16 protein-coding genes and 1 pseudogene are annotated in these 12,333 nt (G+C 68.2%); 6 read left to right on the top strand and 11 right to left on the bottom strand.

The annotated features are described in order from the left end of the window. Positions 1-125 precede the first annotated feature (125 nt). Positions 126-452 carry a hypothetical protein gene (locus ACGF4F_RS33215; RefSeq protein ID WP_393083874.1) on the bottom strand — a complete coding sequence of 109 codons (327 nt, stop codon included), beginning with the start codon at positions 450-452 and terminating at the stop codon, positions 126-128. Positions 453-462: 10 nt separating this feature from the next. Between ACGF4F_RS33215 and ACGF4F_RS33210 the strand changes: the two genes are divergently transcribed. Beyond that, positions 463-729, top strand: coding sequence for a hypothetical protein (locus ACGF4F_RS33210; RefSeq protein WP_357443730.1), 267 nt, complete (start codon positions 463-465; stop codon positions 727-729). 24 nt (positions 730-753) lie between these two features. On the opposite strand, the gene ACGF4F_RS33205 is transcribed toward ACGF4F_RS33210, so the two are convergent. Together ACGF4F_RS33205 and ACGF4F_RS33200 are read right to left on the bottom strand one after the other, a co-directional pair. After that, entirely contained in the window at positions 754-1,329 is a 576-nt protein-coding gene (locus tag ACGF4F_RS33205; protein ID WP_357443732.1) for a dihydrofolate reductase family protein, read from the bottom strand. Between the two features lie 338 nt (positions 1,330-1,667). After that, positions 1,668-1,955: pseudogene (locus ACGF4F_RS33200) on the bottom strand (integrase core domain-containing protein); the annotation flags it as partial. Between the two features lie 616 nt (positions 1,956-2,571). On the opposite strand from ACGF4F_RS33200, the gene ACGF4F_RS33195 reads away from it, so the two are divergent. Beyond that, complete coding sequence (locus ACGF4F_RS33195; RefSeq protein ID WP_393083870.1) at positions 2,572-2,913, top strand: hypothetical protein; 342 nt, start codon at positions 2,572-2,574, stop codon at positions 2,911-2,913. Between the two features lie 377 nt (positions 2,914-3,290). On the opposite strand, the gene ACGF4F_RS33190 is transcribed toward ACGF4F_RS33195, so the two are convergent. Further along, positions 3,291-3,665, bottom strand: coding sequence for a hypothetical protein (locus ACGF4F_RS33190; protein WP_393083867.1), 375 nt, complete (start codon positions 3,663-3,665; stop codon positions 3,291-3,293). 345 nt (positions 3,666-4,010) lie between these two features. Between ACGF4F_RS33190 and ACGF4F_RS33185 the strand changes: the two genes are divergently transcribed. Then, entirely contained in the window at positions 4,011-5,219 is a 1,209-nt protein-coding gene (locus tag ACGF4F_RS33185) for an FAD-dependent oxidoreductase (protein ID WP_357443737.1), read from the top strand. A 10-nt stretch (positions 5,220-5,229) separates the two neighbouring features. Then, positions 5,230-6,186: a sigma-70 family RNA polymerase sigma factor gene (locus ACGF4F_RS33180; RefSeq protein ID WP_393083864.1), complete on the top strand. Its 957-nt coding sequence runs from the start codon at positions 5,230-5,232 to the stop codon at positions 6,184-6,186. Between the two features lie 215 nt (positions 6,187-6,401). On the opposite strand, the gene ACGF4F_RS33175 is transcribed toward ACGF4F_RS33180, so the two are convergent. The 3 genes from ACGF4F_RS33175 to ACGF4F_RS33165 are packed head-to-tail and all read right to left on the bottom strand — an operon-like array spanning position 6,402 to position 8,670. Beyond that, positions 6,402-7,589: an alpha/beta hydrolase family protein gene (locus ACGF4F_RS33175; RefSeq protein ID WP_393083861.1), complete on the bottom strand. Its 1,188-nt coding sequence runs from the start codon at positions 7,587-7,589 to the stop codon at positions 6,402-6,404. Beyond that, positions 7,586-7,948 (bottom strand): transcriptional regulator, encoded by a 363-nt coding sequence (locus ACGF4F_RS33170; RefSeq protein WP_393083858.1) that lies wholly within the window; start codon positions 7,946-7,948, stop codon positions 7,586-7,588. Before ACGF4F_RS33170 ends, ACGF4F_RS33175 begins: the two co-directional genes overlap by 4 nt. Next, a complete protein-coding gene (locus ACGF4F_RS33165; protein ID WP_393083855.1) occupies positions 7,945-8,670 on the bottom strand; it encodes a hypothetical protein in 726 nt (241 codons plus the stop codon). Before ACGF4F_RS33165 ends, ACGF4F_RS33170 begins: the two co-directional genes overlap by 4 nt. A gap of 252 nt (positions 8,671-8,922) precedes the next feature. Here ACGF4F_RS33165 and ACGF4F_RS33160 point away from each other — a divergent pair, with 252 nt between their 5' ends. Together ACGF4F_RS33160 and ACGF4F_RS33155 are read left to right on the top strand one after the other, a co-directional pair. Continuing rightward, entirely contained in the window at positions 8,923-9,318 is a 396-nt protein-coding gene (locus tag ACGF4F_RS33160; RefSeq protein WP_393083852.1) for a nuclear transport factor 2 family protein, read from the top strand. A gap of 43 nt (positions 9,319-9,361) precedes the next feature. Further along, on the top strand, positions 9,362-9,553 hold the full coding sequence (locus ACGF4F_RS33155) for an RNA polymerase sigma factor (RefSeq protein WP_393083998.1): 192 nt from the start codon (positions 9,362-9,364) through the stop codon (positions 9,551-9,553). Positions 9,554-9,626: 73 nt separating this feature from the next. Here ACGF4F_RS33155 and ACGF4F_RS33150 read toward each other — a convergent pair whose 3' ends face one another. The 4 genes from ACGF4F_RS33150 to ACGF4F_RS33135 all read right to left on the bottom strand — a co-directional run bounded on the left by ACGF4F_RS33150 (position 9,627) and on the right by ACGF4F_RS33135 (position 12,032). After that, positions 9,627-9,971: a hypothetical protein gene (locus tag ACGF4F_RS33150; protein ID WP_357443751.1), complete on the bottom strand. Its 345-nt coding sequence runs from the start codon at positions 9,969-9,971 to the stop codon at positions 9,627-9,629. Positions 9,972-10,435: 464 nt separating this feature from the next. After that, complete coding sequence (locus tag ACGF4F_RS33145) at positions 10,436-10,708, bottom strand: hypothetical protein (RefSeq protein WP_393083849.1); 273 nt, start codon at positions 10,706-10,708, stop codon at positions 10,436-10,438. Positions 10,709-10,972: 264 nt separating this feature from the next. Continuing rightward, complete coding sequence (locus tag ACGF4F_RS33140) at positions 10,973-11,449, bottom strand: hypothetical protein (protein WP_393083846.1); 477 nt, start codon at positions 11,447-11,449, stop codon at positions 10,973-10,975. Between the two features lie 202 nt (positions 11,450-11,651). Next, a complete protein-coding gene (locus tag ACGF4F_RS33135) occupies positions 11,652-12,032 on the bottom strand; it encodes a replication initiator (RefSeq protein WP_393083843.1) in 381 nt (126 codons plus the stop codon). Positions 12,033-12,333: the final 301 nt, after the last annotated feature.

The following is a 12,333-nucleotide window of genomic DNA, read 5'->3' as shown; positions in this document are numbered from 1 at the left end:
ACACGGCGTCGGAGATTGGCCCGAGTCGCCAAGAATTCGGACAGCAGTGACATTCGGCGGCGAGGGGGCCGTGTCCGCCGGGACGCGACCCCCTCGGCGTCCGGAGCCTAGGTTCGACCCCACGGCTAGCCGCGGAGCGCTCCCGGCAGTGCCGCCGCGTCCACTGTGGTGGACGAGCCGTGGTAGATCGCGTTGAACAGCAGCTTGCTCGGGTCACGAGACCACGTACGGAACGTCGGCTCGCTACCGAACGTCACGATCAGACCCTCGCCCACCTGGTGCTTGACGATGCTGGCCTTGCCGTTGAGGTGCTCCCCGCCGATGAGCCAGCCGCTCTGCAACTGCTCACCGGACTTGGGGAACGAGGAGACCACCTCGCCGCCGGTGACGTTGTACGCCTGATCGCCCTCGCCGAACCACACCGGCGTGTCCGGGCGCATACCCCAGGCCACCGGGTCTGAGGTGTCGAACCGCTGGCTGAGGATGCTGCCGGGCGAGAAGAACTGGGTAGCGGTCCCGGTTCAGGCCCGAGACGATGTCAGTCCGGCTGATCCCCGCCGGCAGCACGATCGTGGCGAACTTCGCGTTGAGGTCGCTGGCGAAGTCGGCGGCGACGCGCCATCGTTCGGCGTTGTGGTCGGCTGTAGCAAGCTGCAGAAGACCCAACCGGAGCTGCCGGAACAGCTGTCCGGGCAGCGGGTAACGGTGTTCGTCGGGGTCGGCCGCTGAACAGGGCCGACCCCGACGGGCTGCTCAGCGGATGACGTCGTAGACCAGCTTCTGGATTCCGTTGGCGTATGACTCGCTCTCGATGAGCTTGAGGTTCTGCTTGTCCTTGTCGGTGTCGCTGAACAGCCGCTTGCCCGCGCCGAGCAGGACTGGGAAGACCAGCAGGTGGTAGCGGTCGATCAGGCGGGCATCGGCCAGGTTGCGGTTCAGGGTGGCGCTGCCGTGGATGATGATCGGTCCGCCCTCGGTCTTCTTGAGTGCGGCGACGTCGTCCAGTGATCGGAGGATGTTGGTCGCACCCCAGTTGGACACCAGGTCCTTCTCCTGCAGCGTGGTCGACACGACGTACTTCGGCATCGCGTTGTAGCCGGGGAACTCCGCGGTCATGTCCGGCCACACCGGGGAGAACGACTGGTAGCTGACCCGGCCCAGCAGCATGGCAGTGGCCTCGTCCTGCTCACGGCCCTTAATCTCGTATGCGGCCTCGTCGAACTCGATGTCTTTGAAGGTCCAGCCCGAGTTGCGGTAGCCCGGTTCTCCGCCGGGCGCCTCGATGACGCCGTCGAGCGAGACGAACGCGGTGGCGATCAGGGTGCGCATTGGTAGCTCCTTGGTTGGTCTGAGATGCATTGTTCGCTACGGGCCCGGCGCTGTCCCATCGCTGCCGCTCCCGGCCTGTCCGGTCAGCCCCGGTCACGCCCTTAACGATTCGCGAACCGGCCATGCCGACCAAGCCATGATCGGACTATGACCGTTGACCCGGATTCAACGATGGAGCGGCGGATGCTGGAGCGACACGAACACGGTCACCGATCCGGCGTCGACCTCGACGGCGGGTGGCTTCCTCGGGGCCGGTGGCGAGGCCGGCAGCAGTCCTGTCGGTAGGCGCAGCGGCAGGGCCCCCGCTGGGAGCCGGTCCCGTCCTGCGCTGCTTAGAGGAAGCGGTCGGCAGGGAAGGCGTCGTCCCTGCCCTGGTGGGGCCGGTCGTAGTTGTATGCGGCGACGAACACGTCCACCGCGGCCTGGGCCTGGTCGACGCTGTCGAAGATCCGCCCGTCCAGGCATTCACCTTGCAAGCTCTGGCGGAACCGTTCCACCTTGCCGGTGGTGGTCGGGGTGCGGGGTTTGGTGTTGCGGGCCACGATGCCCTTCTCCCGGCAGATCCGCTCGAACAACACCTCACCTGGGCGCGGCTTGGTGAACCGGCCGGTGAACTGCTTGCCGTTGAGTTCCTAAGCGATGTCAGTCCCGTTAGGCGGCTGCGGGTGGGTTTGTCGTAGCGTGGACGCTGCCGCTCTGCGGCCGGTCACGCCGGATGCCCGGCGGCTGGCGCGGAACAGCGGGGAGCCCGGGGCCGCCGCAGGTGGGATAGCGGGGAGAGTGGTGGAGGTTCCTCGCCGGCACCAGGCCGCGCCGCGCCTGAGCAGCGCGGCGCAGGGAAGGGCACGCCGGGTCCGCGCGGCAAGCCCCAAGCATGGGGGCGGTGGCCGCGCGACGGCATGCCGGTCGTCCAGGAGCCGGCTCCACAGCCGCTCAGGGTCAGGTCAACCGCTCACCTGGGAGGGGAGGGGTGGCCGCCGGTGGCCAGCTCCGACTCCGGGAGCCGGATCCGTGCCGGGCGAGGTTGGGTCAACTGCACCACGGTGGCGGTGTCCGCCGGGGGCGCGGTCCGTGACACGAGAGCCGACTCAGTCTGTTCCGGCAGCGTCCGTACGTGCGTCAAGGCCGTCTTGACGTGGCGGACCGGGCGGCCCGCTCCCCAGGAGGGCGGGTCGGCCGGCATACGGGGTGGCGCAGATGTTGACTCAGGGTGCGATTGTGTGGCGAGCGCCGGAGGTCGGAGTGGAGAAACAGTTGGATAGTCCCGATATGTCCATGATCGTGGAGTCCTACAGATATCGACTGTGCGTCAGGGGGATGCGGCTTGCTTTGCTCTTCCCGGTGACGGCCTTGTTGATGCTGCTGGTCCGCCTCGGAGTCGCAGAGAGCATTCTTGTGCCGCTCGTGATGCTGCTCGTTGTCGCCATGGCGCTGGGGATCCTGGTGGGCTGGATTGGTGCGGTTCTCCTGCTGCGGGATACCTCTCGCTATCCCAGCGCAGCGGGAGGCAACGTCGACACCCGGAAGGTCGGAGCTCTCGTTCGGCAGGCAGCTCGGGATATCTGCAATCTCCGCAGGTGGTGACGAGTCCTCGCCCGGGGTGACCAGATGAGTGACGACGGGCGCGGACTGTGGCGGACGAGAGGGGACGTACCTGCACTGTTCCCGCAGGCCGCGCTTGCTGTCAGGGCAGGCCAGTGAGCCGTGCTGGTTCTTTCCCACCGAACGAGTCGCGAGCCCTCAGTCAAGGCCAACTCGCTCGACCACAACGCCCATCTCGCGGCGGTCAGGTCAAGCTCATGGATCGACCTGGGTCAGCTACCAGCAGGGGTCGGGCGGGGCGTAGCCGGCGGGCGAGGCCGGGCGCGGCAGTCCTTGGCAGCTACCCGGGGGATGGGGACAGACTGGCGACCACCTCCCGACATGGAGGGTGGACGATCTGCTCCTGCCTGACGAGGAAATCAGCTTGAGGGTGTAATGACCGCGTAGGCGGACGTGACGCCAGTCAGATCAGGTCCGAGGTTGATCTGTGTGGCGGTCGGGGGCAACGGCGTCACGTTCTTGATCCCGTGTCCGTCGCACGGCAGTTCGCCGCTGGCCACGGGCGTGTTCGAGTTGGGCTTTGAGCTGAGCAGCTCGTACTTGATGACGCGGCCCGGGGTCGCAGATATGCAGGCGGCGTCAAGCGCGTACTGCTGGCCTGCGCGGGCTATTCCGCGTGCCGAGCTGTCCATCGTCTGGGTCTTGGCGGTGTAGACGGCGCGGCTGATCTCTTCTGAGGTGACGGGGGGTACCGAAAGTGCCTGCGGGACCTCGGCCGTGGGCTGGGACAACACGGTGCTGGCGGGCTGCGCCGGGCTTGCCTGCGACGTGGGAGAGGCATCGTGGCTTGTGCAGCTCGTAGTGCCGGCCAGGAGCAGTGCCGAGAGCAATGTAAACGTGCGGTGCGAGGTCGGCCACGGACATCTTCTGCTTGGCGAGCATGACGTCGATGTCGACGGTGATCGGCATCAGATCACCTCGTTCAGCTTGGCCCTGCATCTGCGCCGTCTCGGCGTCGCGAGCATCGTTGAGCGGCGTTCCTTCCGCTCTGTGACCCGTGCCACATGCCGTTCCTGTCAGCAATCGGGGCGCCGTTCCGCTCAACTCACCGAGAGCAAGCGAACAGACAGGAGCAACACATGAAGCACCGCATCGTCGTCCTCGGCGCCGGCTATGCCGGGGCCCACGTTGCCGGGAACCTGGCCCGCCGGCTGTCCCCGGCGGACACCGAGATCACCGTGGTCAACGCCGAGCCGGACTTCGTCCAGCGGCTGCGGCTGCACGAGCTTGCGGCCGGCCACGAGATCAAGGCTCCGAAACTCGCCGACGTGTTTGCGGGCACGGGGATACGGCTGCGCCTGGCCCGTGTCACCGCCGTCGACCCCGAGCGCCAGGTCGTCGCTGTGGCCGACGCCGACGGCGGCGGCGAGCTCGGCTACGACACGCTTCTCTACGCGCTCGGCAGCCACGGCGACGACCGCGGCGTTCCCGGCGTGGCCGAGCACGCCTTCGACATCGCCGCCCGGCCCTCGGCGCTGCGCCTGCGCGAGCGCCTTGACGGCCTGGGAAGGCGGGGCGAAGGCGGGAGGGTGCTGGTCGTCGGCGACGGGTTGACCGGCATCGAGACCGCCACCGAGATCGCCGAAGCCCGGCCCGGCCTGTCGGTGGCGCTGGTCGCCTGCGGCGAGTTGGGCGCCCGGCTCTCCGCCGGAGCCCGCAGCCACCTGCGCCAGGCCTGCGCGCGGCTGGGCATCACCGTCCTAGAGCACACGAAGGTCGAAGCCGTCGAAGCGACACGGGTGCTGTGCGCCGACGGCACCGCCCTGGCGTCCGACGCCACCGTGTGGACGGCCGGGTTCGCGGTCAACCCCATCGCCGCCGTCAGCGGGCTGGAGGTCACCGAGAACGGGCGGATCGTCGTCGATCGCACCATGCGGTCGGTCTCGCACCCGAACGTCTACGCCGCCGGCGACAGCGCCTACGCCATCGGTGACAACGGCCGGCCGTTGCCGATGTCCTGCGCTTCGGCCGGCTTCACCGGCCAGCAGGCCATCGAGGCGATCGTGGGACGCCTGACCGGACGCAAGATCGCGAACACCAAGCTGGTCTACCCGGGCAACCACATCAGTCTCGGCCGGCGGGACGGGATCCTGCAGCTGGTCGACGACGAAGCGCAAGCAAAGCCGAGGTACGTGGGCGGCCGGAAGGCCGCGCGGATCAAGTCGGGCATCCTCAAGATCTCGCTGTGGGCCACCTCGCACCCGACCTTCGGCCTGCCCAAGCGCAAGCACCGCCTGGCCGCCGCGCCGAATGCGTCCGCCACGAAGGCGGTCGGCGTAGCCGCCTAGGGTGACCCGCGTGGACAGCACCGCCACTGATCGCTTCGACACCAGTCGGTTCGAGGCCAGCCGGAACCGGCTGGCCTCGCTGGCGTACCGGCTGCTGGGCTCCGCCGCCGACGCCGAAGACGCCGTGCAGGATGCGTTCCTGCACTGGCAGGCCGTCGACCGGCAGCGGATCAAGGTGCCGGAAGCTTGGCTGACCAAGGTCGTCACCAACCTGTGCCTCGACCGGCTCCGCTCGGCACAAGCCCGCCGCGAACGCACCGTCGGCGCCTGGCTGCCCGAACCGCTCCTCGACGGCGACCCGATGCTCGGCCCGGCCGACACTTTCGAGCAGCGCGAATCGGTCTCCCTGGCGGTGCTGACTCTCATGGAGCGCCTGTCACCTCTCGAGCGGGCCGTCTACGTCCTGCGCGAAGCGTTCACCTACAGCCACGCCGAGATCGCCGAGATCCTCGACATCACCGAGTCCGCAAGCCAGCAGCACCTCCACCGGGCCCGGCACCGCACCGCCGCCGCCCGCCGCCGCGGCGGCGGCGAAGTCGACCCGGCATCCGCCCGCAGGATCGTCGAGGAATTCCTCGCCGCTGCCTCCTCGGGCCGCACCGAACGCCTGGTCGCGCTGCTCACCGACGACGCGACCGCGATCTCCGACGGCGCCGGCCTGGCGAAAACGCTGCTGCAGTACCACACTCCCCAGCGCATCGCCGCCATCGCACGGGCCGGCTTCAAACCCACACCCGCGAAACGGCGACTCGTCGGCGGCACACCCGCCATCCACTACGCACTCGTCAACGGCGCCCCCGCCATCCTCTTCACGCTCGGCGACCAGGTCATCGGCGCCGTAACGTTCGACATCACAGGCGGCAAGATCGCAACCGTACGCGGCATCGCCGCACCCACCCGCCTCACCCGCCTCACCAAAGCCTGGCGGCAGCACGAACCGGATACGCCCCTCATCCACGAGTGGTGACCCGACGCCGACCGCGGCCAAGCGCGGCACCCGCCCTGCGATGAACCGCTCCCGGGCTTCGGACGCCACCAGCCGCATGCGGACAGTTGCGCTGAGCGCACGAGGTACATCGCGCCCACCATGCAATCTGGCGGGCGCGCGAGGCGTGGCTTCGAACGGGTCCGCTACTCGCATGTGCGTGACCAGCAGCAGCCTTGCCATCAGCTCAGAGTGGGTCAGGGAATGAACCGCACCTCGGGGAAGGCCGGGTTCGGGCCTTCGAGCAGGCGCTGCCGCTGGTGGCGCAGGTGCAGGTCGAAGAACGCGAGCGGGTACGCCTGCTGGATCCGCACCGCCCGGGCCGGGTCGAGGGTGCCGACCCAACTGGCGAGGTCCTCGTCACTGATCCCGATAATCGTCGCCAGTTGCGGGACCAGCCACTGGTGGTCGCAGTACGCCGCGTGGAGCGCGCCGTCGGCGTGTACGTTGAGCCGCCATCCGCGCAGGTGTGACCAGAACTGGGCGACGCTCGGCTCGGCGGCCCGGGTGAACTCCGCGGTCATCAGCATGAACGGCCGGTCGAGGTCCGTGATCGGTGGCACCGATTGCATGGGGCCGTCGAAGCCGAGCCCGGCCCGCACCCGCCGGTCCTCGTTCATGACGAGGGCGGTCGCGGTCGCGCCCTTCGACCAGCCGAACATGCCGATGCGACGCAGGTCGAGCGCGGCGCCCAGGTCGGCCGGCAGCGGACGGTGCTCGACGTCGGGGTTGCGGCCGGCGGCGAGGTCCTCGATGCGGTCGAGGACGAACCGGATGTCGTGGGCGTGGTCCCATGGCGTGAACGACAGGCCGTCGACGGGGACGGTGAGCCGGCCGTCGGCGAATTCGCTGAACGCGTCGTACGTGTGGTCCACGGTGACCACGACGTAGCCGTGGCTGGCGAGTTCCTGGACCACGATGGTGGCCTCGGAACGGTGACCGTCGTTGCCGTGGGAGAACACGATTACGGGCAGCCGGCCGGGTATCCGGAGTGCCGGAGCTCCCTCGTGGCCGGCCGTGAGGGGCGCCGCCGCGGCATCGGCGTCGAACCCGGCGGACACGAGCAGCGCGCGCATCGTCGCGGCGGGCATCCATGGGGCCACCGGATGACGCCGAACGTCGCGGGTGGCGGGGTACCAGACGTTGGCCATCAGTTCGCGGTGGTGCCCTGGGCCGGCGACGGGATCCGGTCGGGATGTGTCGACGAGGTGCAGCGACACGGTGCCGACACGGTGCGGCCCCGTGGGTGGGGGCAGGGTAAGCCGTGCCGGGCCGGGCGCGGCCTGCGCCGGGGCCGTCCACCCGCGGCCGGTGCCGAGCGGCACGGCGACCCCGGTGGCAAGCGCGGTGGTGAGCAGGTGTCGACGGGTCAGTGCGGTGGTCATCGGTCCTCCGGGGTGTCGGTGGTCTCGAGCCGCGTGATGAGCAGTTTCAGTCGTTCGATCTCCTCGGCGAGCGCGGTGCTGCCGGCGGCGGTGAGCGTGATCCAGGTGCGGCCGCGCCGGCCGGCGTAGCCCTTCTCGATTTCGACGAGGCCGGCCGTCTCCAGCACGCTCAGGTGCTTGGAGAGGTTCCCGGCGGTCAGGTCCAGCTGGGTGCGTAGGTAGCCGAACTTGACCCGGCGCGCCTCGTGCGCGATGGCGAGGATCCCCAGCCGGACCCGCTGGTGCACCACCTCGTCCAGCCCGGCGACCGGGTGGCCGGGCGGCTCGTGCGGGTCCGGGGTCCCGTTCTCGGCGGTCACCGGCGCCACCGGCGGGCCACCGCGAAGCCGACTGCGCCCAGCAGCAGCACGGTGCCGTTGATGATCTGCTGAGGCAGGAACCCCCCTAGGATCCCCCGGTATCCCCAGGAGGGATGCCAGCCGAAGTTGATCGGCACCAGGACCACCGCCAGGTACCCGACGGTGAACAGGAGCAGCGCGACGTTGCGCTCCAGCCGGGCCAGCACCAGCAGCGCGACCCCCATTGCGCCCCATGGTGCGACCACACGGTCCAGCAGCATCACCCAGTACGGGAACGGGTGCGTCGGCACCGGATGGCTGGCGAAGTACATGCGCACCAGTAGCCACGCGCCGATGAACAGGACGACGGTCAGGGCGGCGCCGGTGATCGCGTACGGCAGCACCCGGACGCCCACCCCCCTCGCCCGAGCGACCCGCACGGCGTACACGGCGATCGCCGTGTACGCCAGCAGCAGCGCCGGCGGCCAGTAGAACATCGCGCCCCGACCCGTGATGTGACACATGGAGCCGCCGTTCGCGTCCTCGATCCACGCGCTCGCGGACCCGCAGTCGACGTTGAGGGAGTACCAGTCGAACGGGATCGCCGCGAACGTCACCACGGCCAGCACCAGCAGCGCGACCCAGGTCACCCGCTGGTCAAGACGCACCCGGCGGGCGAGGGCGCGCACGTCGGACAGCAGCCGGCGGGGATCGCCGGCGGGCGGCACCGCATCAGTGGTCATGCCAATAGGTTGGCACAGGAAACCTATTGGTGCTAGTGCCAACTGGGAAGCGAGGGAGCCTCGTAGGCCCTGTTTCATGCAGTCGAGACGAGCCGAGGTCCAGGCGTCGGCTGGCAAGCCAGACGAGCGCCCCCGCACAGAGCACGCGCGCCAGCTTCTCGCCGCACCGTCACGCTGCCTGCAGCGGATTCCGCTTGTTCGACGCATGCCCATGCCGACGAGCGGGTGTTCTGCTGCCGGCAGATCAGCCTGGTGGCGATCGACCAGTGCCGTGAAACTCGCAGCATGGGATCCCCAGAACCAGCGGATCAACAGGAGCAGCTCTGGTCGCTCTACGCGGCTTTCAACCGACGGGACGTTGCTGCGGTGCTGGCAGCGCTCGCGCCTGACGTGTCGTGGCCGAACGGATGGGAGGGTGGCAGCGTACGAGGCCACGATCAGGTCCGCGCCTATTGGCGGCGCCAGTGGGCAGCGATCGACCCCGTCGTGGTGCCCACGGCATTCCATACCGAGGACGACGGTCGGGTCACCGTCACCGCGCATCAGGTGGTGCGTACCCGGCAAGGCGCTGTGATCGCCGATCAAGTGGTGACGCACGTCTACCGCTTCGCTGGCGGCCTCATCGTGGACATGGCGATCCAGGACTGACGGCCACACGATGACGAGCTGATCTGCCGCGTAGTGGGCGGCGCTGGGGGAGATAGCGCCAGCAGACCGGGAGGTGGTGCTCCTGATCGCCTGGGCGGACCTGACCTGCGAGGAGGCCCGTGCGCTGGAGATTCCCGCTGGCACCGTCCGGTCTCGGCTCCATCGGGCGCGCAAGAGGTTACGGGCGGCGTTGGGCGGCGCCGATCCCACGGCAACCGGAGAGGATTTCCAGTGAGTGTGCGGGCGGTAGGCGTAGGCGGCCGATCCGGATCGCGCTCCAGCATGAGCACCGGGGCGCGTCGCCATTCTCAATCCTGATTCTTCTCCAGCGACTCCGCTCTTTCCTTCAACGCTGCGGCGATTTCATTCCAGTCGGGACCGAAATTTCGCAGATCCGTCGCCGCTTCTCTCAGCAGAGCCACGTCGTCCGGCCTCTGTAGACAGGCCATCCGGTACGCGAGATTGCGCGCCCACACCGGTAGGCCTATCCAATTCTCGTCGATCACGGTATGGAGCACGGCGACGATTTCATCCGCCGGTGCGAATGTGACCACCTCGACGAACTCCTGCTCGATGTTTCTGACCTCGGCCAGGCCCTGCTCGCCGAACTGATCCGATGCCAGCGTCCGGGCCAGGTCAAGCAATGTTCCCATTTGGCCTCCACATCCCAGTCAGTTGAGCCAGTACGTGCTGACGCAGGGGCCATCCGCAAGAGTTCGGCGGATGGCGGGGGAGTGGTGTGAGATGGCGGGAGTTGTTTCCGCTGCTAGCGACCCATGCGACCAGGTCGGCGGGTTAGGCATTTTGATCTCGTAATCCCACGGTCGCCGTGCCCGTTGCGTGCCCGTTGGGATGGGCTACGACGGTCAACGGCGGTCAGCTCCTGGACGTGACAGCCAGCGTGGCGACGCAGGTCGAGCCAGGTCACTGCCGAGCAACTTGCGTCTGTGTCCACACTACCTAAGCCGCCCGCGCCCACATCGGCGCTTGACAACCCCATTGAGACTCGTCTGCTAGGGCGCTCCACCTTGTCCCCTTCCTGGGCGGCTGGACGGTCTACGACTGCCGGACGAGGAGATCCGCCGCACTCGCCCCTAGCAGTAGCAGTACCGCCAAGTCACCAGTCCTGGCACGAAAAGTGCGTCGACCGGTCGCAGTCCCAGTCCAGGAACAGCACCACACGGAAGCGTCCGCTGTCTGCCAGCCTCTGGAACAACCTCCTGCCGACCTCGTACTCGGCGCCCTTCTCTGTCGCCACGTCTACCCAAATGGGGTGACTGAGGTGCGGCTCCTCGTCTTCGGGGTGGAAGCTGAGCCAAACCTTAAAATCCTCCCCGTCGCCAATGACATACCGATGGTCGCCGGTTCTCAAGTCTTTGAGGTCGAGCACCCGTGCGACCTCTGGCGCGATCCGCTCCAGTGAGGGTGAACCGTCCGACTCGGCGGTACCAAGAAGCAAACCACGTCTCCGCTCACGGCCAGCGACTGTACAGCCATCCATACAGCCAAGAAGTTCCGCAGGCACCGACGCTGCCCGACAACCACGGACGGGCTGACCAGGGGAGCCGCTGCCCGACCGGCCATCCGCGATCTTCTTCTAATCCCCAGGCCGGTCAGGTCACCTGACGCACGCGGTGGACGCAAGCCCTGACGCTCAAGGCTTGGGCGCTACCTGGATGATGCTGGCCCCGCTCACTGTGTTGCCGTCGTCGACCACGGAGGTGACCAGGTTGTAGTAGCCCGGCTTGGCGTCGGGACCGATCACGATGGTGCTGACGGGTCGTTCGTCGGGCATACCGGATGGTCGGACCGGTGCGGCCGCGAAGGTGACTAGCCCCGGAACGGTTGGGGTGCTGGTGCCTTCTGTCGCGGCTTTGAGGTCACCTACGGTGGCGAACGGACCCGTCAGGAGTGCGGCCAACTCGACCTGCGGTGGGGTTCCGCCCGGTTCCTCCGGGGACTCGACAGTCCAATCCACGGTCAAGGTCTGGCCAGGCTGGTACGGCTTGTCGACGTCCAGGGCCTCACAGCAGGTGTAAGTCATCGGCATGGCCTCGGAGGGCTCGGGGCCGCAGGCCGTCAGGAGCGGGATGACCATGCAGGTAAGCAGGCGGACTCGCGACGCGTTCATGCGCAGGATCGTAGGCCCAGGTCGCCTGTCCCGTAGCCGCGCAATCGGCCACAGACGTTCAGGAGGGGCGGTCCGCATCCAGTCCGCAAGAGGATGGCGAAAGGGCAGGGGAGCGGTGTGAGATGTCGAGAACCCTTTCCGCTGCTAGAAGCCCATACGTGCAGCTCGCCGGGTTGCTCATCTTGATCTCGTAATGCGTAGGTCAGCGGTCGATCCGGATGCGGTCGGCGGGGTGCAGCTCGCGGGACCCGTCGGCGCGGAAGACCACCAGGACCGGGACGCCTTCGCCGATGTCCAACTCTTTGCGCGCGACAGGGGTGGGCATCCGCAGCACGGCCCGGGGGATGGCGCCTCGGAGGGCGAAGTGGGCGTGTGGGGGCGAGGCGCGTTGGGGCTCGACACAGCCGGCGTACTGGACGTACCAGCCGACGCGCCGCCGTAGGTTTCTGCCAGAACCGATCGAGCAGCCAGCGAAGTGCACCGCATCCCAGGCCGCGCGACGGTAGTCGTATGAGTCGCGGTCGACCGGTGTCCCGTCGGGCAGCACCCGGCCGTAGGAGTCGAGGGCGAGCGACAGCCACATGGACGGCCGGTGCTGGGTGCCGTCAGGCGCGGTGTAGACCTTCCCGACTGTGCGCTACGACGGCGGGTGGCGCGTGTGGTCCGTCGAGCTGCCTCCGTGGTGCGGGACGCATGTGCAGGCCGACGTCTATCGGCGATGAGGACCATTGCGTGAGGGGGCAAGCCGCAGTGACCTAGGTCCAACGCCGTTCAGTTAGGCGGCATGACGGGTTGTCAAGCGTGTCACGGAGACGAAGCAGCGGAGCTCCGGTATAGAGGGGGGTCACTCTAAGACGCCCTGAACACCTGGAGCTCCGCTGGCT

The organism is Micromonospora sp. NPDC047740 (genome assembly GCF_043204735.1).
In the GTDB taxonomy this organism is placed as follows: domain Bacteria; phylum Actinomycetota; class Actinomycetes; order Mycobacteriales; family Micromonosporaceae; genus Micromonospora.
Note: the sequence above shows the minus strand (reverse complement) of the source record. Positions and strands in the feature narration are given on the sequence as shown.